This window comes from Pseudomonas sp. 5C2, assembly GCF_034314155.1.
Classification (GTDB): Bacteria; Pseudomonadota; Gammaproteobacteria; order Pseudomonadales; family Pseudomonadaceae; genus Aquipseudomonas.
This window is the reverse complement of record NZ_JAVIWH010000003.1, coordinates 1,371,327-1,394,564: the sequence shown is the minus strand read 5'-3', so window position 1 is coordinate 1,394,564 and position 23,238 is coordinate 1,371,327. Positions and strand designations below refer to the sequence as shown.

Annotated in this window: 23 protein-coding genes; 12 read left to right on the top strand and 11 right to left on the bottom strand. The window is 58.5% G+C overall.

Annotated features, from left to right (window positions below; genetic code table 11):
- Positions 1 to 3: 3 nt before the first annotated feature.
- Positions 4 to 1,347, bottom strand: a complete 1,344-nt coding sequence (locus RGU44_RS21235) for an OprD family outer membrane porin (RefSeq protein ID WP_322177376.1) — start codon at positions 1,345 to 1,347, stop codon at positions 4 to 6.
- A gap of 597 nt (positions 1,348 to 1,944) precedes the next feature.
- Between RGU44_RS21235 and tauA the strand changes: the two genes are divergently transcribed.
- From tauA to tauC, 3 genes are read left to right on the top strand one after another with little or no spacing between them, the layout of a single operon-like run.
- Positions 1,945 to 2,922: a taurine ABC transporter substrate-binding protein gene (gene tauA / locus RGU44_RS21230; protein ID WP_322277870.1), complete on the top strand. Its 978-nt coding sequence runs from the start codon at positions 1,945 to 1,947 to the stop codon at positions 2,920 to 2,922.
- A gap of 19 nt (positions 2,923 to 2,941) precedes the next feature.
- Positions 2,942 to 3,736 carry a taurine ABC transporter ATP-binding subunit gene (tauB, locus tag RGU44_RS21225; RefSeq protein ID WP_322277869.1) on the top strand — a complete coding sequence of 265 codons (795 nt, stop codon included), beginning with the start codon at positions 2,942 to 2,944 and terminating at the stop codon, positions 3,734 to 3,736.
- Entirely contained in the window at positions 3,733 to 4,572 is an 840-nt protein-coding gene (tauC, locus tag RGU44_RS21220) for a taurine ABC transporter permease TauC (protein WP_322177373.1), read from the top strand. The genes tauB and tauC overlap by 4 nt, the downstream gene beginning before the upstream one ends.
- A 318-nt stretch (positions 4,573 to 4,890) precedes the next feature.
- Here tauC and RGU44_RS21215 read toward each other — a convergent pair whose 3' ends face one another.
- A complete protein-coding gene (locus tag RGU44_RS21215; RefSeq protein ID WP_322177372.1) occupies positions 4,891 to 5,331 on the bottom strand; it encodes a hypothetical protein in 441 nt (146 codons plus the stop codon).
- Between RGU44_RS21215 and trmL the strand changes: the two genes are divergently transcribed.
- Entirely contained in the window at positions 5,330 to 5,785 is a 456-nt protein-coding gene (gene trmL, locus RGU44_RS21210) for a tRNA (uridine(34)/cytosine(34)/5-carboxymethylaminomethyluridine(34)-2'-O)-methyltransferase TrmL (RefSeq protein WP_322277867.1), read from the top strand. The genes RGU44_RS21215 and trmL overlap by 2 nt on opposite strands.
- 56 nt (positions 5,786 to 5,841) lie before the next feature.
- On the opposite strand, the gene secB is transcribed toward trmL, so the two are convergent.
- Genes secB through RGU44_RS21195 form a run of 3 tightly spaced genes read right to left on the bottom strand, consistent with a single transcriptional unit; the run spans position 5,842 to position 7,042 of the window.
- The gene (secB, locus tag RGU44_RS21205) at positions 5,842 to 6,330 is read right to left on the bottom strand and encodes a protein-export chaperone SecB (RefSeq protein WP_322177370.1); all 489 of its coding nucleotides are present in this window, start codon (positions 6,328 to 6,330) and stop codon (positions 5,842 to 5,844) included.
- Between the two features lie 42 nt (positions 6,331 to 6,372).
- Complete coding sequence (gene grxC / locus RGU44_RS21200) at positions 6,373 to 6,627, bottom strand: glutaredoxin 3 (protein WP_322177369.1); 255 nt, start codon at positions 6,625 to 6,627, stop codon at positions 6,373 to 6,375.
- Position 6,628: 1 nt separating this feature from the next.
- The gene (locus tag RGU44_RS21195; RefSeq protein ID WP_322177368.1) at positions 6,629 to 7,042 is read right to left on the bottom strand and encodes a rhodanese-like domain-containing protein; all 414 of its coding nucleotides are present in this window, start codon (positions 7,040 to 7,042) and stop codon (positions 6,629 to 6,631) included.
- A 145-nt stretch (positions 7,043 to 7,187) separates the two neighbouring features.
- Between RGU44_RS21195 and gpmI the strand changes: the two genes are divergently transcribed.
- From gpmI to RGU44_RS21175, 4 genes are all read left to right on the top strand, one after another.
- Positions 7,188 to 8,723, top strand: coding sequence for a 2,3-bisphosphoglycerate-independent phosphoglycerate mutase (gpmI, locus tag RGU44_RS21190; RefSeq protein ID WP_322277866.1), 1,536 nt, complete (start codon positions 7,188 to 7,190; stop codon positions 8,721 to 8,723).
- A 157-nt stretch (positions 8,724 to 8,880) separates the two neighbouring features.
- Positions 8,881 to 10,209 (top strand): murein hydrolase activator EnvC, encoded by a 1,329-nt coding sequence (locus tag RGU44_RS21185; RefSeq protein ID WP_322277865.1) that lies wholly within the window; start codon positions 8,881 to 8,883, stop codon positions 10,207 to 10,209.
- Positions 10,210 to 10,240: 31 nt separating this feature from the next.
- Entirely contained in the window at positions 10,241 to 11,560 is a 1,320-nt protein-coding gene (locus tag RGU44_RS21180; RefSeq protein WP_322177365.1) for a S41 family peptidase, read from the top strand.
- Between the two features lie 4 nt (positions 11,561 to 11,564).
- Positions 11,565 to 12,356 (top strand): divergent polysaccharide deacetylase family protein, encoded by a 792-nt coding sequence (locus tag RGU44_RS21175; protein ID WP_322177364.1) that lies wholly within the window; start codon positions 11,565 to 11,567, stop codon positions 12,354 to 12,356.
- A gap of 31 nt (positions 12,357 to 12,387) precedes the next feature.
- Here RGU44_RS21175 and RGU44_RS21170 read toward each other — a convergent pair whose 3' ends face one another.
- From RGU44_RS21170 to hisB, 6 genes are all read right to left on the bottom strand, one after another.
- Entirely contained in the window at positions 12,388 to 13,173 is a 786-nt protein-coding gene (locus tag RGU44_RS21170; protein ID WP_322182982.1) for an ABC transporter substrate-binding protein, read from the bottom strand.
- 78 nt (positions 13,174 to 13,251) lie between these two features.
- Positions 13,252 to 14,022: an imidazole glycerol phosphate synthase subunit HisF gene (gene hisF, locus RGU44_RS21165; protein ID WP_322177363.1), complete on the bottom strand. Its 771-nt coding sequence runs from the start codon at positions 14,020 to 14,022 to the stop codon at positions 13,252 to 13,254.
- A 10-nt stretch (positions 14,023 to 14,032) separates the two neighbouring features.
- A complete protein-coding gene (gene hisA / locus RGU44_RS21160) occupies positions 14,033 to 14,770 on the bottom strand; it encodes a 1-(5-phosphoribosyl)-5-[(5-phosphoribosylamino)methylideneamino]imidazole-4-carboxamide isomerase (protein ID WP_322177362.1) in 738 nt (245 codons plus the stop codon).
- 42 nt (positions 14,771 to 14,812) lie between these two features.
- Positions 14,813 to 15,070, bottom strand: a complete 258-nt coding sequence (locus tag RGU44_RS21155) for a DUF2164 domain-containing protein (RefSeq protein WP_322277863.1) — start codon at positions 15,068 to 15,070, stop codon at positions 14,813 to 14,815.
- On the bottom strand, positions 15,070 to 15,708 hold the full coding sequence (hisH, locus tag RGU44_RS21150) for an imidazole glycerol phosphate synthase subunit HisH (RefSeq protein ID WP_322177360.1): 639 nt from the start codon (positions 15,706 to 15,708) through the stop codon (positions 15,070 to 15,072). The genes RGU44_RS21155 and hisH overlap by 1 nt, the downstream gene beginning before the upstream one ends.
- Positions 15,708 to 16,301 carry an imidazoleglycerol-phosphate dehydratase HisB gene (gene hisB / locus RGU44_RS21145; protein ID WP_219063669.1) on the bottom strand — a complete coding sequence of 198 codons (594 nt, stop codon included), beginning with the start codon at positions 16,299 to 16,301 and terminating at the stop codon, positions 15,708 to 15,710. Before hisB ends, hisH begins: the two co-directional genes overlap by 1 nt.
- 297 nt (positions 16,302 to 16,598) lie before the next feature.
- On the opposite strand from hisB, the gene tssI reads away from it, so the two are divergent.
- Genes tssI through RGU44_RS21125 form a run of 4 tightly spaced genes read left to right on the top strand, consistent with a single transcriptional unit; the run spans position 16,599 to position 23,054 of the window.
- Positions 16,599 to 18,611, top strand: coding sequence for a type VI secretion system tip protein TssI/VgrG (gene tssI, locus RGU44_RS21140; protein WP_322277862.1), 2,013 nt, complete (start codon positions 16,599 to 16,601; stop codon positions 18,609 to 18,611).
- Positions 18,608 to 19,495 (top strand): DUF4123 domain-containing protein, encoded by an 888-nt coding sequence (locus RGU44_RS21135; protein ID WP_322277861.1) that lies wholly within the window; start codon positions 18,608 to 18,610, stop codon positions 19,493 to 19,495. The genes tssI and RGU44_RS21135 overlap by 4 nt, the downstream gene beginning before the upstream one ends.
- Complete coding sequence (locus RGU44_RS21130) at positions 19,492 to 22,626, top strand: toxin VasX (protein WP_322277860.1); 3,135 nt, start codon at positions 19,492 to 19,494, stop codon at positions 22,624 to 22,626. The genes RGU44_RS21135 and RGU44_RS21130 overlap by 4 nt, the downstream gene beginning before the upstream one ends.
- Before the next feature lie 26 nt (positions 22,627 to 22,652).
- Positions 22,653 to 23,054, top strand: coding sequence for a hypothetical protein (locus tag RGU44_RS21125; protein ID WP_322277859.1), 402 nt, complete (start codon positions 22,653 to 22,655; stop codon positions 23,052 to 23,054).
- Positions 23,055 to 23,238: the final 184 nt, after the last annotated feature.

Sequence of the window (23,238 nt, the reverse complement as noted above, 5' to 3'; positions counted from 1 at the left end):
CACTTACAGGAAAGAGTAGGTGTAGTTGAAGATCAGACGAGTCTGGTTTTGGGAATCAATACCAGTACCGTCGCCACGGTAAGCGCCGTTGCTCAGGGTGGTGCCGAAGCCTTTGAGGTAACCGGTCTGGATCACGTAATCCACACGCATGTCACGTTCCCACTCGGAGTGATCTACACCCGCGAGAGTCTTGTCTTTGATGTTATCGCCACTCAAGTAAGCGATCGAGGCTTTCAGGCCCGGAACGCCAAGCCCTGCGAAGTCATAGGTGTACTTACCGAACGTGGTGTTCTCACCGGCACGAACGAAACCATTGATCATGGAGTCAGTGAACAGGTAGAAGCTCGGGCCGCCGTTGCCTTCGTTTGCACCAGATGCCTTACCATTTGTAGTGACATTACCCTGGTTCAGGTAGACGAAACCGCCGTCGTTGCTGACACGCTGGTGACCCAGCAAGAACGAGTTGCCACCCAGTTGGTAGGTGAACATCGCACTCCAGGTGGTGTTATCAACCTCTCCTGGTTTCTTGGCGTAACCACCGTTGTTGTTGAACGCGTACCCAGCATCACCGGCGCTGCTCTTGCCATCGGAACTGCTGTTGAAATAGCGCACATCGGTTTTGAACGACTGATTGTCGCCGATTGGCAGAACGTGTACCAAGCCGAGGAAGTGCTGTTTGTAGAAGTCTTCCAGATTCGCGTAGTAGTACTGCAAGGTCAGGTCTTTAGTAACCTTCCAGTCAGCACCGGCGAAACGGAACTGGTTGCTGTCCATCGTGGCGCCGTTAACCGACAGGCCAGTGCTGTTGGTGGTTGCACGGCCGGTGGAGTGCTCCAGTTGACCACCGACAAATGTTACGTTGTCGAGGTCTTTGGAGGTGATGATGCCACCGTCGTAGTTCGCCGGCATGGTGCGGCTGTCGTTAGCCGTCAGAATCGGCAGTTGTGGGGCCAAGGCGCCACCCACGTGCAATTCTGTTTTGGAGTAACGGAACTTGACGTTCGCGTCGCCACGAGCAAGGTCATGTACGGCAGAGTTGTCGTGATCGCTTGGCCAGAATGTGTTTGGATCTGGATGGTTACCACGGCCACCATCAAGGTGCAGCCCGTAAATCAGCTGTGCGTCAACACCGACGCCAATGACGCCTTGGGTGAAACCGGAAAGGTAATCGAGTTTCAGAACCTCAGCCGTTTCGCGCTGATCTGCTTTGCCGGAATGGTTGTCATTGTCGAAGAAAAATGTACGGGAACTCAGGTTCAGCTTGCTGTCTTCGATGAAACCAGCAGCACCGGCTTGTTGGGCCAAAACCCCTACTGCGATGGCCAAAGCCAAGGTGGACTTGTTCATTGTTTCGCTCCTCGTGTATCTAATTTTTGTATTTCCACGGGTCTTGAGGCAAAAGCTCAAGCCCGCAGATGCGCGATTAGCGCTAGACCCGACCTGTTGAGTCAATGGTTACTGGTCGCTTCGAGACTAATTGATTAGACCGCGCGTGCGGGTCGCTGCACGGTAATCAAAAATTCCTCAACCTAAAAGGTATTACTTAATATTTTTTAGATCATCGAGTTATAAGTGACAAACTGTTTCTGTTCGTCGAGCCGGAGTGTATCGACCTCATGACTTAATTCCCAAAAATATTTCGGCGCGTTTTTCAGCAGGGAGTCTATTTTCTCCCACCAAATTGCCGACGTTCAGACCGACCGGTCACGTAATCGCCCAGTAATACTAAAGGATAAGGCGTTTTTGCTTCCCTACCCGTCGTCGATACCGGCCACACATATAGTCACACTTTTATGACTGGACGATGACAATTGGCCACTCAGCCATCGCTCCCAGAGCAATTCCCCTCATAAGCTAATACCAATAAGTTATTTACTTAATGTTTCTTAGATCATTTAGTCTCTATTTCAGCCGAACCTCGACCGCCTGATCTGGAGCTTTCAAATGAAACTACACACCCCCTTACGCGTGTTGGCGGCCCTATCCCTGGTTACCACAACTCTTCTCGCGCACGCCGCAGATTTTACCGTCGCGTACCAAACCACCGTCGACCCGGCCAAAGTTGCGCAGGCCGACGGGGCTTATGAAAAGGCCACCCACGCCAAGGTCGACTGGCGCAAATTCGACAACGGTGCCGACGTCATCACCGCCATCGCCTCGGGCGACGTACAGATCGGTTACCTCGGCTCAAGTCCGCTGACCGCTGCGGCTACACGTAAATTACCGATCGAAACATTTTTGATCGCTACCCAGATTGGCGCCTCGGAAGCGCTGGTCGTGCGCAACGGTTCGGGCATCAATTCGCCCCAGGACCTGATCGGCAAAAAAGTCGCTGTACCGTTCGTTTCCACCGGCCACTACAGCCTGCTGGCGGCGTTGAAACACTGGAATATCGACCCGTCCAAAGTGCAGATCCTCAACCTTGCTCCACCTGCGATAGCGGCCGCCTGGAAGCGCGGCGACATTGACGCCACCTACGTTTGGGACCCGGCGCTGGGTGTTGCCAAAGAAACCGGCAAAGTGCTGATCACTTCTGGCGACCTGGCCAAGCTCGGCGCCCCGACGTTCGATGCGTGGATCGTGCGCAAAGACTTCGCCGCCAAGCACCCGGAAATCGTCAGCGCATTCGCCAAGGTCACCCTCGACGCCTACGCCGACTACCGCAAAGACCCGACCGCCTGGCTCGCCAACAGCGGCAATGTCGACAAGCTGGTGAAATTGTCAGGTGCAAAACCTGCTGACATTCCCGTGCTGCTGCAAGGCAATGCGTACCCGCTGGCGGCCGATCAGGTTGTCGCGCTGGGCGCACCGACCATCGACGCGGTGATCAAGACGGCTGCGTTCCTCAAGGAGCAAGGCAAGGTCGATGCAGTACTGGCCGATTATTCCCCCTACGTAAGCGCCAAGTTCATCACTCAATAATCAGTCAGGGGTTCTTGTCATGGCCTTATTACAGCTGGAGCGCATCAGCGCACAGTACCCCGGCGCAGTCGAGCCGGTACTGGCGGATATTTCCCTGAGCCTGGGCCCGCAGCAGTTGCTGGTCGCACTCGGTCCGTCCGGCAGTGGCAAGACTTCGCTGTTGAATTTGATCGCTGGTTTCGTCGAGCCCAGCGCCGGGCGCATTACCCTTGATGGCGTTGCCGTCAAAGGCCCAAGTGCCGAGCGCGGCGTGGTGTTTCAGGACGATGCCCTGCTGCCTTGGCAGGATGTTCTGGCCAACGTTGCCTTCGGTCTGCAACTGGCGGGAGTACCACGCACCCAACGTGAATCCAAAGCGCGGGAAATGCTGGCGCTGGTGGATCTCGCCGGGTTCGAACAGCGGCGTGTCTGGCAGCTGTCCGGCGGGCAAAAACAACGCGTCGGCCTGGCCCGAGCCTTGGCCGCCGACCCGCGAGTATTGCTGATGGATGAACCCTTCGGCGCCCTTGATGCGTTTACCCGCGAGCAGATGCAGGAGTTGCTCCTGCACGTCTGGCAACGCACCGCCAAACCGGTGTTCCTGATCACGCATGACATTGAAGAAGCGGTATTTCTCGCCACCGATTTGATCCTGCTGGCCCCCCATCCGGGGCAGATCGTCGAGCGTCTGCAACTGGACTTCGGTCAGCGTTACGCGGCGGGCGAATCGGCGCGCGCACTCAAATCCGACCCGCGATTTATCGAGACCCGCGAGCACGTCCTGTCCAGGGTCTTTTCTCAACGCAGTATCCCGACATGGGAGCAGCGCGCATGAGCAGCTACGAATTACCGGTCACCGTGAAGGCCAGCAATAGCCCGTCCACCCTCGTACCCCTGCGCCGCAGCCTGAGCACCCGATGGATCAGCGTTCTGACTCTGGTGACCCTGCTGGCCATCTGGTGGGCAGTCACGGCGGCCGAATGGATTGAACCCCTGTTCCTACCGCCACCGGCGGCGGTGCTGGAAAAAGGCTGGCTGCTGGCAACCAAGGGCTATATGGATTCCACGCTCTGGCAGCATCTAGGCGCCAGCCTGCAACGTATCGGCCTGGGTCTGGGTTTCGCTGTGCTGACGGCCATTCCAATCGGCATCGCGATCGGTCATAACCGGATCGCCCGGGGCATCTTCGATCCGCTTATCGAGTTCTACCGGCCCATTCCACCGCTGGCGTACCTGCCATTGATCGTGATTTGGTGCGGCATTGGCGAGCTGTCCAAAGTGCTGCTGATCTACCTTGCGATTTTTGCGCCGATTGCGATCTCCACCGCTACCGGTGTGCGCACCGTAGACCCGGCAAAAATCCGCGCCGCGCAATCGCTGGGTGCAACGCGCTGGCAGCTGATTCGTCATGTGATCCTGCCCAGCGCCCTGCCGGACATCTTGACTGGCGTGCGCATCGGTCTGGGAGTGGGCTGGTCAACGCTGGTTGCTGCTGAACTGATCGCCGCCACCAGTGGCCTGGGCTTTATGGTCCAGTCGGCGGCGCAGTTTTTGGTCACCGACGTCGTGGTGCTGGGCATTCTGGTGATCGCGCTGATCGCTTTCGCCATGGAAATGGGTCTACGCGCCCTGCAACGTAAACTGGTGCCATGGCACGGCCAGACCCACTGACTAGCTCACGGGATCATCACCCCATAGGGGATAAACCGTTTAAGGCAGGAATACTGCGTGATGTCATTCGCGAAGGGCGAGAAATGCATCACTTTGGGAACCTGGCGTGCCTGGGTGCGCACATTATGTGCAGGAATACGGATCAAGAAACCGACCGAAACGTTTCGTACCTTCATTCGAAAATCGCGAAAAGCCCGCTTTTAAAGGCCTGAGCAACGAAAATAAGCATTTCCACTCAAACTGGCACGCCACCTGCAATAGGTTAAGTAACACCAGTTTTGGGGACCTTGGTACAGGCAGGCCGGGGATTCCCCTCTTTTATTCCTCCCGGAGGCTAATCTCCAGTCTCCAGCGCCCGTCCACCTTTGCACCGCGCCAGTCGCCGTGCAATGGACGGGCCGCCATCAGGTTAAGCAACAACCCCTTGTCACTGCGTTGTACCCTCCAGCGAACATCCTTCCCGTTTAGCTTGAACGCTCCGCGCTGCGCCACCCCGTGCACGTTGAACAGCAATGCCACCGCGCCTTCAATCTCCTCGCCATGCACTTGCGGCTCGTGGTTGAACCACACTGCCAGCCCGTTGGGCAGCGCCTCGATTTGTTGCAGCTCCAGCGGGTCGGGAGCGGTCAAACGGCCGATCATCAGACCCACCATGACCCCGACAATTGCCATAGAACCAAGAACTCGCGGCCAGAGCTTCGGTCGCGGGTCCTCTTCAGGAGTAGAATGCAGCCCGTCTTTCAGTTCGGAGCCGTGCATGTTTCACGTCATCCTTTTTCAACCAGAAATTCCGCCGAATACCGGCAACATCATCAGGCTGTGCGCCAATAGTGGCTGCACCCTGCATTTGATCGAGCCGTTGGGCTTCGAACTCGACGACAAGCGCCTGCGCCGGGCCGGACTCGATTATCACGAGTACGCCACTCTGCATCGCCATCCCGACCTGCCCAGCTGCCTGGAAAGCCTCGGGCACCCACGGCTGTTTGCTTTTACCACAAAAGGCTCACGGCCTTTCCACCAGGCGGCCTTCGAAAAAGGCGACGCCTTTCTTTTCGGCCCGGAAAGCCGTGGCCTGCCAGCGGACATACTCGACGCCCTGCCGAGCGATCACCGCCTGCGCCTGCCTATGCGTGAAGGCTGCCGCAGCCTGAACCTGTCCAACACCGTAGCCGTAGCCGTGTATGAAGCCTGGCGTCAGCTGGATTTCGCCTAAGTACGCGCCATAAAAAAGCGCCCCGAGAGGCGCTTTTTTCAATCCCAGCGTGTCGCTTATTGCACAGTCTGGCCTTCACCCGACTCTTGCATACGAGCCAGCTCTTGCGCGTACAACGCGTCGAAGTTGACCGGCGCCAGCATCAGCGCAGGGAACGAACCACGCACGACAAGGCTGTCGATCGTTTCGCGAGCATACGGGAACAGGATGTTCGGGCAGAACGCGCCGAGCGTGTGGCTCATGGCGGCTGCGTCCAGACCCTTGATCAGGAAGATCCCGGCCTGCTGCACTTCAACGATGAAGGCTACTTCGTCGCCGTTATTAACGGTGACCGACAGCGTCAGGACCACTTCATGGAAGTCGCCTTCCAGAGCGTTTTGACGGGTGTTCAGATCCAGGCTGACGCTTGGAGTCCATTCCTTGCGAAAAATCGCCGGGCTTTTTGGGGCTTCGAACGACAAGTCACGAACATAGATGCGCTGCAGGGAAAACTGCGGTGCTTCATCTTCGGTTGCTACACCGCCGTTGGTCGGTTGGTCAGTCATCTTAGATCCTTCTTACTTTTAAGGTCTTGTAGGGTTTCGGATTCAAGCCTGAAGCAGCGCATCCAGCTTACCGGCGCGCTCCAGGGCAAACAGGTCATCGCAACCGCCCACATGCAAGGCGCCAATCCAGATTTGCGGGACTGACGTGCGCCCGGCTTTCTTGGTCATGTCGGCACGAACTTGAGGCTGGCCATCGACTTTGATTTCTTCGAAGGCCACCCCTTTGCTCTGCAGCAACTGCTTGGCGCGCATACAGTAAGGGCACCAGTCGCTTGAATAGACGATGACGTCAGCCATTTTATTTCACCAAAGGAAGATTATCGGCGCGCCAGGAGGAAATGCCACCCGACAGCTTGGCTGCGGTGAAGCCGGACTTGAGCAATTCACGCGCAGTGGCGCCAGCGTGCTGGCCCATGGCATCAACAATGATCAGGGTCTTGGCCTTGTGTTTTTCCAGCTCGGCGATACGAGCGATCACCTTGTCCTGCGGGAAGTTCAGTGCGCCGACGATATGGCCTGCCGCGAAATCCTTGGCGTTACGCACATCGATAACCACGCCCTGATCGCTGTTGACCAGCGACGTCAGCTCACGGGTACTGAGGCTGCGGCCGCCTTTGCTCAGCTCGTATGCAATCAGCAGAGCCAACAGAACGACGAAAGCGCCAGCGAGCAAATAGTGGTTAGTGGCAAATTCAATCAGGTGAGCAACCATCAGTAGGTTCCAGGGCGTTAAAATGTCGGCCAGTATACACAGCACCCAAGGTCGGCCAAAGCCCGTAAAGCAGTGACGCCGTTTGAACTTGTCCTTAAAATGCCGATCTTTTTCAAGTTACTTCACTAGCCACGAGTGGGTTCTTATGACTGCCACACCAAAACCTTTGGTCCTGATCATCCTGGACGGCTTCGGTCACAGCGAGAGTCACGAGGGCAACGCCATCTATGCGGCGAAGATGCCGGTTATGGACCACTTGTACGCCACCCAGCCCCATGGCTTGATTTCAGGCTCCGGGATGGATGTCGGCCTGCCGGACGGCCAGATGGGCAACTCTGAAGTCGGGCACATGAACCTCGGCGCTGGCCGAGTGGTGTATCAGGACTTCACTCGCGTAACCAAAGCGATCCGCGACGGCGAGTTTTTCGAGAACCCGACCCTTTGTGGCGCGGTGGACAAAGCCGTCAGCGCGGGCAAAGCCGTGCACATCCTGGGCCTGCTGTCCGACGGCGGCGTACACAGCCATCAGGACCATCTGGTTGCCATGGCCGAATTGGCGGCCCAGCGCGGCGCTGAAAAAATCTACCTGCACGCCTTCCTCGACGGTCGCGACACGCCACCGCGTAGCGCCACGTCATCGCTGGAGCTACTGGATTCAACCTTCACCCGCCTGGGCAAAGGCCGCATCGCTACGATCATTGGCCGCTACTTCGCCATGGACCGCGACAATCGCTGGGACCGCGTAGCCTCCGCCTACAACCTGATCGTCGACGGCCAATCCGAATTCCAGGCCGCGAACAGCCAGGCTGGGCTTGAAGCCGCATACGAGCGTGGCGAAAACGATGAGTTCGTCAAGGCCACCCGCATTGGCGAGCAGGTCAGGGTCGAAGACGGCGACGCCGTGATTTTCATGAACTTCCGCTCCGACCGCGCCCGTGAACTGACCCGGGTCTTCGTCGAAGATGACTTCAAGGACTTCGAGCGGGCCCGCCAACCGAAACTAGCTGACTTCGTCATGCTGACCCAATACGCAGCGAATATTCCGGCGCCCTCAGCCTTTGCACCCGGCAGCCTGAATAACGTGCTGGGCGAATACCTGGCAAAAAACGGCAAAACCCAGCTACGTATTGCCGAAACCGAGAAATACGCCCACGTCACCTTCTTCTTCTCGGGCGGCCGCGAAGAACCGTTTCCTGGCGAAGAGCGCATCCTGATCCCGTCACCACAGGTTGCCACGTATGACTTGCAGCCAGAAATGAGCGCACCGGAAGTCACCGACAGGATCGTCGAGGCTATCGAAAACCAGCGCTTCGACGTGATCGTGGTCAACTACGCCAACGGCGACATGGTCGGCCATAGCGGGATCATGGCCGCGGCGATCAAGGCCGTGGAATGCCTAGACGTGTGCGTTGGCCGGATCGTGACCGCGCTGGAGAAGGTCGGGGGTGAAGCATTGATTACCGCTGATCACGGCAACGTCGAACAAATGTCGGACGAATCCACAGGTCAAGCGCACACCGCTCATACCACCGAACCCGTGCCGTTCATTTATGTGGGCAAACGCGACTTTAAAGTGCGTGACGGCGGGGTTCTGGCCGATGTCGCGCCGACTCTGTTGCAGTTGATGGGCCTGGAAAAACCGGAAGAGATGACCGGTCATTCGATCCTTGTTCCCCGATAAACAGCACAAAAAGGCTCTAAACCGGCACGTTTAAAAACCATCGCGCCGGTTAATTGTCCGAAACGCCTCAAAGCAGTCGTCTTGAGGCGTTTTTTTTGCGGCTCGCGGCGGGCATACTAGGCTTTGTTCATCCTCTTTCCTTGGTGTCGCCCGCCCCATGCTTCGCGCCCTGATCGTCCTTGCTCTCACGTGTTTGCTCAATCCGGCGTTTGCCGATGAGCGCGCGCAAACCCAACAACAGCTGGATGCTGCACGCAAGGATGTTACCGAGCTGAAAAAGCGCCTCGGTGAATTGCAGCAGGAAAAATCCGGCGTGCAGAAAGATCTGCGCGGTACAGAAACCGAGATGGGCAAGCTGGAAAAGCAGGTGGAGGCCCTGCAAAAAGAACAAAAAAAGACTGAAAGCGAGCTGCAACGGCTCGACCAAGAGAAAAAAAAACTCCAAAGCGCACGCGTTGAACAACAACGATTGATCGCGATCCAGGCCCGGGCTGCTTATCAAAGTGGCCGTGAGGAATACCTCAAACTGCTGCTCAATCAGCAGAACCCGGAAAAATTCGCGCGCACCCTGACCTACTACGATTACTTGAGCCAGGCGCGCCTGGCTCAACTGCACGGTTTCAATGAAACCCTGCGCCAGCTGGCCGGCGTCGAAAAAGACATTGATCTGCAACAGGCACAGTTACTGGTGCAAAGAAGCACGCTCGATAGTCAGCGCGAAGAACTGGACAAAGTTCGCCAGGAACGCCAACAGGCGCTGGCCAAACTCAATCAGGACGTGAAAGCCCGCGATCAGAAACTGCAGACTCGCCAACAAGAACAGGCCGATCTGGCCAATGTCCTGAAAACGATTGAAGAAACCCTGGCCCGACAAGCGCGCGAGGCTGAAGAAGCCCGACAGAAAGCCTTGATCGCTCAGCAGGAAGCAGAAAAACAGCGCAAACATGAAGAGCAGGCCCGCGCCCTGGCGAAAAACAGCAGCAGCAAAAAAAGCGCTGAGGACGATGACGAGGCCCCAGTAAAACGCCCGGTCAAAGCTCCGGGCGTGCTGGTTTCCAGTGCTGGCGTTTCCTATGGCGGACCTTTTGCCGAGGCACGCGGCAAACTTCCATGGCCTGTCGATGGTCGACTGTTGGCGCGCTTCGGCGAAACCCGCGGCGATGACGCTCGTACCAAGTGGGATGGCGTAATGATCAGCGCCGCTGCGGGCAGCCAGGTGCATGCTGTGCATGGTGGCCGTGTGGTGTTCGCCGACTGGTTGCGCGGTGCAGGGCTTCTGGTCATTCTCGATCACGGCAACGGCTTTTTGAGTTTGTACGGCCACAACCAGAGTCTGCTCAAAGACGCTGGCGACATTGTTAAAGCCGGCGAAGCGATTTCCACTGTGGGCAGCAGTGGGGGTCAGGACACTCCGGCGTTGTATTTCGCTATTCGTCAGCAGGGTCGCCCAAGTGATCCAGCGCAATGGTGCCATGCTCAAGGGTAAGCACTACTTTAGGTTTAGGAGTTCGTTAGACATGCTGCATTTGTCCCGCCTCACCTCGCTGGCCCTGGCTATTGCCATCGTTATCGGTGCTCCTCTGGCGCAAGCCGCCGAGGCCGTCAAGCCCGCAGCCGCCGCCACTTCGGCAGGCGCCAAGGCACCGTTGCCGCTCGAAGAGCTGCGCACCTTCGCTGAGGTCATGGATCGGGTCAAAGCCGCCTATGTCGAACCAGTAGACGATAAGACGCTGCTGGAGAACGCCATCAAAGGCATGCTCAGCAACCTTGATCCGCACTCTGCTTATCTCGGCCCGGAAGACTTCCTTGAACTGCAGGAAAGCACCAGCGGCGAATTCGGCGGGTTGGGTATCGAAGTCGGCATCGAAGACGGCTTTATCAAAGTGGTCTCGCCTATCGACGACACGCCCGCCTCCAAGGCTGGCATCGAGGCTGGCGACCTGATCGTCAAGATCAATGGCGCGCCGACCCGTGGTCAGACCATGCAAGAAGCCGTCGACAAGATGCGCGGCAAGATCGGTGAAAAAATCACCCTGACCCTGATTCGCGAAGGCGGCACCCCATTCGACGTGACGCTCGCGCGGGCAACCATCCAGGTCAAGAGCGTCAAGTCGCAGATGCTGGAAAATGGTTATGGCTATCTCCGCATCACTCAGTTCCAAGTCAAGACCGGTGAAGAAGTCGGCAAGGCGCTGGTCAAACTGCGCAAAGACAACGGCAAGAAAATGAGCGGGCTGATCCTTGACTTGCGTAACAACCCCGGCGGCGTGCTGCAAGCCGCCGTTGAAACGGCCGACCAGTTCTTGACCAAGGGCCTTATCGTTTACACCAAGGGTCGTATCGCCAACTCCGAACTGCGCTTCTACGCCGACCCGGCCGACGCCAGTGAAGGCGTACCGCTGGTGGTGTTGATCAACGGGGGCAGTGCTTCAGCCGCTGAAATTGTTGCGGGTGCTTTGCAGGATCAGAAACGCGCCGTACTGATGGGTACCGAAAGCTTCGGTAAAGGTTCGGTGCAAACCGTTCTGCCGCTGGCCAATGACCGCGCGATTAAAATCACCACCGCGCTGTATTACACGCCCAATGGTCGTTCAATTCAGGCTCAGGGTATTTTGCCGGACATCGAAGTGCGTCGTGGCAAATTGACCAGCGAAGTGGATTCCGAGAACTACAAGGAAGCCGATCTGGCGGGGCACTTGGGTAACGGCAATGGCGGCGCGGACAAACCGACCACCAAGGCATCGGCCGGGAAGAAAGCGCGTCCACAAGACGATGACTTCCAGCTGAACCAGGCACTGAGCCTGCTTAAGGGCCTGAGTGTCACTCGCGGCAACTAGTGTCATGCGCTTATGGCTGCTACTGACGCTTTCATGCAGCCTGATCGGCGTTGCCCATGCAACGCCGGTTGAGCCTGAAAAGACAACCGGCCCACCGCGTGTTGCCTACCTCAGCCTGATCATCGATGACCTCGGGCAAAACCCGGCCCGCGACTATCGAGCCCTGACGCTTCCAGGCCCGGTCACGCTGGCCGTGATGCCAGACACACCCCACGCTGCCGATTTTGCTCGCGAGGCCCATCGCGCGGGCAAAACGGTCATCTTGCATATGCCCATGGACCCGGCGACCGGGCCCTTTGCCTGGCATCCCGAACTCCCGCTTGCCGAGCTGGAAAAGCGCCTGAACGCGGCGCTCCTTGCCGTGCCTTACGCGGTGGGGATCAACAACCATATGGGCAGCCGCATGACCGCCGAGCCAGAGGCCATGACGTGGCTGGTGGCTGAACTGCAACGCCGTCATCTGTTTCTGCTCGACAGCCGCACCAGCGCCAGCACCGTGGCCGCCGCCGAGGCACAACGCATCGGTCTGGCCAGTCTTTCGCGGGATATTTTTCTCGATGATGAACGCACGGCAGCAGCCATCACCGCTCAGTTCGAGGCTGCGATCAAGCTGGCGCACAAACAAGGTTCAGTGGTGATGATTGGTCACCCCTACCCGATGACTCTCGACGTCCTGGAACGCGAGCTGCCACGCCTGAAGGCGCAAGGCATCCAATGGATCGATCTACGGCGGATGATCAGCGTACGTGGCAATCAGGCGATGGCCGCGCACGGCAAGAATGGGATCTATCGCTGAGACCGCACCAAGTCCCTCACGATAGCGGCCGTTACAAGTAACGCCCAAGAATCTCGTCAATCCGTCCTTCGGCGCGCATTTGATCCAGCGCTTTCTGCAGCTTGGCGACGATTTCATCGGGGACGTCTTTGTTCAGCGCCAGGAACAACTCGGCGCTGTTGAAGCGCAGCACGGTTTTGAGACCGATAACGCCTTCCTCCCGAGCCAGATAACGACCCGCAGGATCGCCCGTGGCCCACAGGTCGATCTGCCCGTCGACCAGCTTCTTCGCGTTGTCCTGATCGCGCAACACCATGATCGGATTCATGCCCTCAGCGGTTAGCTGCTCGGCAATCGCGTCGCCCTTGTAGGCGCCGATCCGGTACCGCTTCGCTTGCTGCAGTGTCGTCAGCTCAATCGAGCTGTCGGCGCGAGCGAGCATGATCCAGTCGTCCGGGCCGATGGGGCCAACCCACTTGAAGAGCTTTTCACGCTCGGGCAGGCGCGCGGTGACGAACACGCCGTAACCGGGTTTTACCATCGCAAGCTTGTAGATACGGTCCCACGGGAAGCGCAGGGTCATGCTGTAGCCAACCCCCGCGCGCTTGAAGGTTTCGCGCAGGATCTCTGCGGCAATGCCCTTTATCCTGTCTTCGGGAGCGAAGTTCTTGCCATCGACCGCCATGTTGTAAGGCGGAAAATTTTCGGTCAGCAAGACCACTGAATAGGCGGGGGGATCTCCACCAGAAGCGCCTTGAGCCGGGGCGGCCTCACCGTGGGCAAGACCTGTCAGCAGAACACCCGCACTTGCGAGTGCAACGAGAAGACGTTTCAACACGTGCATCACCCCTATCCATGGCAATGCCCAGAGTGCAGTGCGTCGCGACTGATGTCCAGTGGACATCAGCCGGCGGGCTTAGCGGACCACAATGCCACGCTTGGCCATATAGGCCTTGGCTTCTGGAATAGTGTATTCACCGAAGTGAAAGATGCTCGCCGCCAACACCGCGCTGGCGTGCCCGTCCAATACACCAGCTGCCAAGTGCTCCAGATTGCCGACACCGCCAGACGCGATCACTGGAATACCCAGCGCGTCGCTGATCGCCCGCGTCACACCCAGGTCGAAACCGTTTTTCATACCGTCCTGATCCATGCTGGTCAGCAGGATCTCGCCGGCACCAAGGTCTTCCATCTTCTTCGCCCACAGCACGGCATCCAGGCCCGTCGGCTTGCGCCCGCCGTGAGTGAAGATTTCCCAGCGCGGCGTTTCGCCCGGCAAAGAGACTTTTTTGGCGTCGATGGCAACCACGATGCACTGCGAACCGAAGTGTGCGGCCGCTTCACCGACGAAATCCGGGTTGAACACCGCAGCGGTGTTGATCGAGACCTTGTCCGCACCGGCATTCAGCAGGTTACGAATGTCCTGCACGGTGCGCACGCCGCCGCCGACGGTCAGCGGGATGAACACCTGACTGGCCATGCGTTCGACGGTGTGTAGCGTGGTATCACGCCCGTCGACACTGGCGGTGATATCGAGAAAAGTGATTTCGTCCGCGCCCTGCTCATCGTAAAGACGGGCAATTTCCACCGGGTCACCGGCGTCGCGGATGTTTTCGAACTTGACGCCTTTGACCACTCGACCGTTGTCGACATCTAGGCAAGGGATGATGCGTTTCGCCAGCGCCATGAGTTGCTCCTTAGCCTTGGTAGCTGTCGCAGAAGGCTTGCGCCTCTGCCACGTCGAGTGTGCCTTCGTAGATCGCCCGCCCGGTGATCGCACCGATAATGCCCGGGGCTCTGGCGTTGAGCAGAGTCTTGATATCGCCCAGATTATGGATACCGCCCGAAGCGATCACCGGAATCCGCGTCGCCGCAGCCAGCGCCGCCGTGAAGGTTACGTTGCAGCCCTGCATCATGCCGTCTTTGGCGATGTCGGTATAAACAATGGCAGCCACGCCGTCCGCTTCAAAGCGCTTGGCCAGATCGATCACCTGAATGGTGCTGATTTCAGCCCAGCCGTCGGTGGCGACGAAGCCGTCTTTGGCATCCAGACCGACGATGACTTTGCCGGGGAATGCGCGGCAGGCTTCAGCGACGAACTCAGGCTCTTTGACTGCCTTGGTGCCGATGATCACGTAGCTGACGCCAGCCTTGATGTAATGCTCGATGGTTTCCAGCGAGCGAATACCGCCGCCAATCTGGATCGGCAAACGCGGGTAGCGCTTAGCGATTGCAGTGACCACCTCGCCATTGACTGGCTGGCCTTCGAACGCACCGTTCAGATCGACCAGATGCAAACGACGGCAGCCACCTTCCACCCACTTGGCAGCCATGCTCACCGGGTCATCGGAGAACACGGTGGAGTCCTCCATGCGGCCTTGGCGCAGACGCACACAGGCACCGTCTTTAAGATCGATAGCGGGGATAATCAGCATCTGGAAAACCTTCAAATTCAGTAGTTCAGCATCGCTCGGAAATCAGCTTTTCTCGAGCGCCCACACGTCGCTTTCGATGCTCTCGAACCTCTCTTTGAGGTGCGTCTGCACATCGAAAATCGCCCTGTTGTAATAATGCGGAGCAATTTCGCGGGTAAACAGTTCGAGGATTTCACCGGCCTCGAACGAACCAAGATCCAGCTCGAAGCGCTCCTCCATGAAGCGCTTGATCTTGTGATTCGCCTCACGCTCCTGTTCGGGCGTGAGGGTCAAGATCGGCGGCTTGGTCTTCTTGCTCATTACCAGCGACCATCCCATGCGGCGAAGTTCTGCAACAGTTGCAGGCCATGGGTATGGCTCTTCTCCGGATGGAACTGCACGGCAAAGCGCGAACCGTCCGCCAGCGCGGCAGCGAAGTCGACGCCGTAGTGCCCGCGCCCAACGACTTGCCGCTGGTTGGCGGCATCGATGTAGTAGCTGTGCACGAAATAAAAACGCGCAAGGTCCGGGATGTCATGCCACAGCGGATGATTCACCGACTGAGACACTTCGTTCCAGCCCATATGCGGCACTTTCAGGTGCTCGCCGTCTTCATGCAGATCCTTGCCGAAGAAACGCACCTGACCTGGAAACAGACCGATGCAATCAACGCCGCCGTTCTCTTCGCTGCGATCAAGCAAGGCTTGCATGCCGACGCAGATGCCGAGGAATGGCCGATCCTGACTGACTTCACGCACCAGCTCATCGAAGCCCAGGCGACGAATTTCCGCCATGCAATCGCGGATCGCGCCGACGCCGGGGAATACCACCCGGTCGGCTTCGCGAATCACCGTGGCATCGCTGGTAATCAGTACCCGGCCGGCGCCGACGTGTTCCAGTGCCTTGGCAACCGAGTGCAGGTTACCCATGCCGTAATCGATAACCGCGACCGTCTGCATCAGAGCACGCCCTTGGTCGAAGGCATTTGCCCGGCCATACGGTCATCAAGCTCTATCGCCATGCGCAGGGCACGACCAAAGGCTTTGAACACGGTCTCGATCTGGTGGTGGGTGTTGTGCCCACGCAGATTGTCGATGTGCAGAGTGACGTTGGCGTGATTGACGAAGCCCTGGAAGAATTCCTGGAACAAGTCCACATCGAAGCCACCCACGGTAGCGCGGGTATACGGCACATGCATTTGCAAGCCAGGGCGGCCGGAGAAGTCGATGACCACGCGCGACAGTGCTTCATCGAGCGGCACGTAAGCGTGGCCGTAACGACGAATGCCTTTTTTGTCGCCAATCGCCTTGCTAAAGGCCTGACCCAAGGTGATACCGACGTCTTCCACTGTGTGGTGGTCGTCAATAGCGAGGTCGCCTTTGCATTCGATATCCAGGTCGATCAGCCCGTGTCGGGCGATCTGGTCGAGCATGTGCTCAAGGAAGGGAACACCGATATCGAATCGGGCCTTTCCGGTGCCATCCAGGTTGATCGAGGCTTTGATCTGGGTTTCCAGAGTGTCGCGCTCGACGGACGCCTTACGTTCGGCCATCACCAACTCCGCAAAATCATTGGGCGAAAAAGGCGAGCATTATAGGCCCAGAACCGGCTGGCATGAAGCAAACAGAAGCAGGGAAAGGAATATCACGGGTGCAACCGGTCGGATGCACCCGATTGGAGCGTGTTCAGCCCAGAGAAATGAGTACGTACAGGCGCCGTCGAAGGGTGCTTAAGCAAATCCCCACTGAACAATGGGAATCGTCCTACCCACCCTGTCAGCCATGGAATCTATATATCTATGATTTGCTGCTGGACACTTGCCGAGTCCTTCAGATATGGAAACCGGCCGATGTCCAACACCCCAACGTTCACGCTCAGCATCAAAGGAGCTAAAGACAACGAGTTACTTGTTCTAGCCTTTTCCGGCGAAGAGGCCATCAGCGAGTGCTTCGACATCACCGTCGATGTGGTCACCGACCGACCGCCGCGCGAGCTGGAAAGCCTGCTGCACAAAGAAGCCTATCTGGCTTTTGGCGATCGGGGCCTGCACGGCCATATCTACTCCATCCGGAAAGGCAAAGTGGGCACCCGGCTGAGCCACTACCAACTGGTAATGGTGCCGTTTCTGCGCTATTTGCAGCACGCCAGTAATCGGCGGATTTTCCAGAACCTGACCACTGAAGCCATCCTCCGCGACGTGCTCAAGGGGCATGGTTTGCTGAACGGTTTGCACGTGCTGTTCAACATCGGCCCGGAAAAACCGGTCCCGCACGAATATTGCGTTCAGTACGATGAATCTGACCTGCATTTCGTCAGCCGTTTGTGCGAGGCCGAAGTCTACTTCTATTACTTCAAGCACTCCCCGGAAGGGCACCAACTGATCTTCGCCGATCAGGAAACCGAGTTCTATCACGCGGGCAATCCCACCGTGGTGATGCCGTTTCGGCCGATCAACGGCATGGCGGCAGAGCATCCGGTGATCCAGGCGTTCGGCGTAGGCCTGAGCACCCACGCCAGCCGTGTCACCCACCGCGATTACGACTTCCAAAACGCACACCTCTCGCTGGAAGCGGACCGGGACTCCAAGGTATTTCCGAACCTTGAGACGTACATCTACCCCGGAGAGTTTGATACCGCGCACCAAGGGCGGGTGCGAACGCGCCGGGCGCTGGAGAGGCTTCGCGGCGATGCTGAGCTCGCTCAAGGTCAGAGCGACCAGCCTTTGCTGCGCAGTGGCACGCCGTTAAAGGTAGAAGAACACCCGGAGCCGGGTTGGAACATGGTCTGGCTACCGACTTGGGTGTTTCATGACGGTCGCCAGCCTGCTGTATTAGAGGAATACGCAGTCAGTGACGAGCCGGTGGAGTCCGGTCGAATCGCTCAGGGTTATCGCAATGAGTTCATCGCTATCCGCGAGACCGTGCAATTTCGGCCTGCCCTCAAACATCCAGTCCCGAAGATTCAAGGCATGCAAACCGCCGTGGTGACCGGCCCTGCCGAAGAAGAAATCCACTGCGATCAATACGGGCGGGTAAAAGTCCGTTTTCACTGGGACCGCAGTGAAGAAAACGAAAGCACCAGCTGCTGGGTGCGGGTGGCCTCCAGCTGGGCCGGCGCCGGATACGGCGCGGTCACCATCCCGCGCGTGGGCATGGAAGTGTTGGTCGCCTTTGAAGAAGGGCACGCCTGCAAGCCGATTGTGGTCGGATGCCTGAGCAACAACACCCATCAAGTGCCTTACAACCTGCCGGACAACAAGACCAAAACCGTGTTGCGCAGTAAAAGCACCGGAAAAACGTCTGGTTTCAATGAGCTGAGCCTGGAAGACAAGAGCGGGGCAGAACTGATCTACCTCCGCGCCCAGCGTGACATGGAGCAGTTGATCCAGAACGACAGCCGCATCGAAATCGGCAACGAACGTCTGGAAACCATCCAAGGCAACAGCACCACCGTGCTCAAGGCCGAGGAAAACGTCACCGTCACCGGCGCCCGCAAAGTGCAGTTGTTGGCCGACGATCACCTCGACGTCGCTGGCAGCAGTCACACCCGCGTCGGTGGCGACTTGTTGATGGCCGCCGGGCAAGAAGTGCACATCAGCGGTGACAATATCGTCATCAGCGGTGGCCTCAGCTTGACGCTGTCGATCAACGGTCAGCACATCGTCATCAATCCGGCGGGGATTTTCAGCAGCACACCGATCCAGGTCGGCGGCGCACCGGTACCGGGGACGCCGGCCATGCCGCTGGCACCCGGCGAGGTGCCTGTGTGGGTGCGCGATGTTCTACCGGGCGATCAGAAACATAACCTGGTCGTTGAGCATCGATCACGCTGCGTGCTCTGTGAGGAGGCCGTGAAAGCATGAATACGCTCACTGCACTTCCTCAGGACCTGCCTTGGGATCAGGGGCAGGCCGTGCTGCTGCTCGATGGCGCAGCGGTACCCGACTTACCCCTCAGGCTCACGGCGTGTGCGCCCGGCATCCTAAAAATCCCGCTGTACAAGGAAACGCGTTTCAACGCCCTCCGCGATATTTCCCCCTTGTTGGTGGCCATCGGGCCGCCCGACGATCCGGCGTTTCAGTTCTACCTCGAACATGCCGCGCAAGAGTGGGGCTCGTTGCTGTTCACCCGCGAACCGCTTAATCAACTAACGAAACATCTGCGCAAACTGCTGACGGTACACGTCAGTGAGGGGCCCGAGGTGATGTTACGTCTGGCTGATCCAGCGGTGGCGCACGCTTTGATCAGTACGCAAACCCGCGACGAGCGATTGTTCGGGCCGATTCATACCTGGGTCATCCCTGACAGTGTCACGGGCGGTTGGCATCGGCACACACGTGCGTTGACAACGCCTGCCGACCTGCCAAAGCGTTATGAGTTGAGCACCGAACAGAATGCTGCGCTGGATGCCGTCGACCTGCGTCGAGCCACACTGAAACTCGATGCGCACCTGCTGGCGTATTTTCCCGACGACCGCGTCAGGCCATTGCCGGAGCGCTGGCCTGCGCTCGACCGACAGGTCCGCACCGCCTACGCGCAGGGTTTTACTAGCCAGTCCGACTTGACGTATTACGCCAACATTTTCGCGTGGCTGGGTTCGTCGCCTCTGGAGCAACACCCACAGATTGCGCGGCTGCTGAGCACCCCGTCGGCTCAGACACCCAGTGCTCGCATCGCCGCAGCCGCCCAACTGGCAAGCGCCTGGGCCTCGGCCTCGGCCCACTCGGCAGACAAGGACCGCCCATGACCCAAAATCGCCGCAAAGACCCCAACCTCGCTGCCGCCGCCGAATCCAAAGGCGATGTCCTCGGCTACGGCATGTGCCCCCTGCGCCAGCCCAAGGTGCAGTTACTTCCGTTGCGTTACGGTCTGGTCGAGCGCGCTGATCCGTCGACCGAATTGGCGCTGCCTTATGCGCTGAAAAGCCGGCCGCTGGGCGTGCGCCTGTTGCGTGACGGCTGGCTGTACATCATCGACAGCGCGACCCGTGAGCTGCACGAATACCGCGTTCTCGAAGGCGTCATCAGCGCGTTGCTCTGGCAAGGTGCCGAGGTCAGCAACGACCAGCGTGAACCGCAAAGTGCGGAACCGGCCTTGGTATTTGCCAGGAGCAGCACCCTGCATGTCAGTTTTGCCGACGTGCAATGGACCGCCGCCCAATGCAACCGGATGCTGAATAGCGCCGACGAGCGCGCGCACTTCATGCAAGCTGTCGGGCTCGCCAACGTCAATTGCGAAACCGGTGGCAAGGACCTGCTCACCTTACAACAGACCGAGCGCTGGCTGGCTGAATTGGCCGAAGATGATGCGCTGCTGCCCGACACCGACCTGCCAGCGAAGGAGCGCATGCCTTATCTGTGGGAGACCCCCAAACGCTTTCGCGAGGCGCATGTCGGCGAACTGCTAACGCGCGTGCTGCCGCTTTACCAACACGACACGCTGTGCCTGGTGGTGCATGACGACATCGGCGTATTGACCGACCTGGCCAACTATCAAGACGCGGTGGTCGGCTGGATCGAGGGGTGGGCCGAGGGTGGCGCGCAGGAGAACGCCAACGAGCGCGATTACTTGCTGGCCTGTTACATCGAATCCCTGACCCTGCTCAATGAAAGCAACCTGACGGGACTGGCCAATGCCAGCGATGATCCGGCGATCAAGGCCATGCTTCAGGACCTGGATGACCTGCCGTCACCACAGCGCAACCATGCCGGGCGCGCATTACTCGATCATTTGAATAACAGCGGTCAGGCCGTTTCCAGTCAAAAAACCGATCCCCCCGAGGCCTTGCTGGAGGAGCGTCAGGAAGCGCTTGATCAGTTTCGCAAGGAGCAAGGCTTTTTCGGCAGCCTCGCCTTGGGGTCGATAAAGGTCGTGATCCTTCAGGATGTTGACTGGCGCTATCACACTCGCCAGTTCATGCGGCCAGCGCCGGACGACTTTGTCGAGCGCCACCTCAAGGCGCTGGTCCAGTTGGGCAAAGAGCAGAACCAACGCATCAAGGACGTGCTCGCGGGTGCAAAAATCGGGCAGCGCGGCGTCAATGAACTGATCGACCGTGCCGCCATGGATCACGTGCTGGCTGAGCACAGGGCAAATCTGGCGCGCTGGAATCCCTTGCTCGACCTCATCAGCGAAGACCGGGTGGCGTTGGTCGCTGCCGGCCGCTTCCATCGTGCCGCCTGGTATTTCGATGCACAACAGGCCGCGCAGCAACTGGCGGCGTTCAGCGCCGAATACGCCTGCCTGAAAGACATCTGCCGCAGCGACACGTCCAGCCAAGCGATGCTCGAGTGGCTGGAGAAGAATCCGCAGTTCAGCCTGCCGCTCCTGCATACCTTGCCGTTGAGCGAACAAAGCCAACTGACCACCCAGTACGCCACGCTGGTCAACGTCGGTTATGCGTTGCTCAACAATCTGCCGCACTGGATCAGCGAGTGGCAACGGATCACTCAGGGCAGACTCCCGGCCCTCGATCAATTGCCCGACAACGTTCGCGTGGTCGCAGAAGGCGCGCGCGATACCTTGGCGCCAGCCCTGAGTCGCGGAATGGAACGGATACAAAGCGCATTCATCCAGGGCATTCAACGCGAACAGATGCCAGACCTGGACCAACTGTTCCGCAACCTGCCCAAAGCCCTGCCGGGGCGAATTCTCGAAGCCGCAAAACGCGAAGGCGCGACCTTCACCTTCGCCACCCCGGCCGAACAAACCGCCTTGCAGAACGACCTCAAAGAAGTGCTTGAGCAGCGTCGAGCGCTCAAGCGGGTGACCCATGAGCGCAACCAGATCATCCGTCGCTGGGACCACAAAGAGCCCGAAGCGAAAAAATTGCAGGCCGAAATCTACCAAATTCGCGGGACACTGGACACGATAGAGGCGCGCCTGGCCAAAGCCATCAGCCCCATCCCCGAGCTGCCCCATGAATCCGTCAGACTCTACGGCGCCGCGCAGGGCAAGGCGGGCGTGACCTTGCTGTTCCCGCCTGCGCAACAGCAGGAGTTGGGACATTTGATGGGGAACGTGCGCCAGGGGATACAGACTGCGCCGAAGCTGAATGTGCTGGGCGATGGGGTGGGGGTGCTGCTGTTTGTGGCGCAGATGGTGAATTTGGTGGTGTTGACCAAGGAAACCAAGGTGTTGGCTTGGGACAACGAAGGGTTTCGTTCGCTCGTTGTTGCCGGCACTGCTACGGCCACTTCTGGGTTTACGGCGGTTCGTGGGATTTTAGACACTGCGTTGACAGCCAGAGCCACCCAACTTGCCAGCGTGTTTCAACAACATGCTTTGAATAATGTGCATGTGCAGTTGGGCAAGATGCATGTCGGGTTGGGGCTGCTCGGTTCAGTCGCTGGGATTTTTGCAACCGGCGCCAGCCTCAATGCACACCATAGCAATTGGCAACAGGCTGTACGTAGTGGCAACCGTACACTTCAAAACAGCGCAACGTTGGCCATGGTGGGCGCAGGAGGGCAACTTGCGAGTCATTCTTATGACCTAGGTAATGTATTGCATTCGGCCTATAAAGTTATATTGGCGCCCAATCGCGCCGCGCGCATCGCCGCTTGGGCCGCCGCCGGAGTACGGATGTCGACAGTGTTCTTTCGCGTCAATCTGGCGGGCGCGTTCTTCACTGTCATTGAACTGGGTGGCACCTGGCTCTACAACCGCCACAACACCTCGCCTCATGATCAATGGCTGGAAAGCACCCCGTGGAGCCTGGATGGCGACAAGCGCCAATTCCTGAGCCTCGTTGAATATCAACGAAAACTGACGTGGCTGTTGCAGGTGCCACAGGTACAGGTGGGTCCTAAACTCCACAACGACCGCTGGCAAGACATGCTGCGCCAAGCGCCGCGCCGCGCGGCGCGATCCATCTAACACTGCCCGGCCTCAGTCTCGCCAACTTGCGAACACCTCTGTCGGATACGCCCTCTCATCGCCTGAGCCTCGCTGCGTATCGGATCATCACCGCCCAATGGGACCGCGGATTCGACAGCGATCAATGGGCCATCGTCAGTGAGCGGGTGATTGCCAGTTTGCGGGTGGTGCAGTCCGCGCCATTGATACTTAGGCTGGATTACCCGGATGAATGGGAGAGGCCCTCGACCGTGGCCAAGACCGCACTGATCCTCGCTGTTGCCGTGCACACCTACGACAGCGAGGGTGAGGCCCAGACGCATCTCTACCACCTGCGGCTGGACCCAAATGGCGAAGGCACTTTCCCGGTGGCGCCCTTTGAGCCCCGATACGCTACGGCAGAGCTGTTGACGGTCGACCCGCTGACACTGGAGGGCGCTGATGAGTAAGGCCCCTGAAATTACCCTGCCCGAACCGCAGCTTCAGCAACCCAGGCAGGCGGGTGATATGGAGCCGTTTCCCAGCGGTCGTATTACCTACTTGGCCCCGTTGCCTTTACCTACACAGCTGCCGCCACAATGTCCCTATGTGGGGGAGCTTAACGATGTGTATTTGGACTTCGGATTGGGGTGG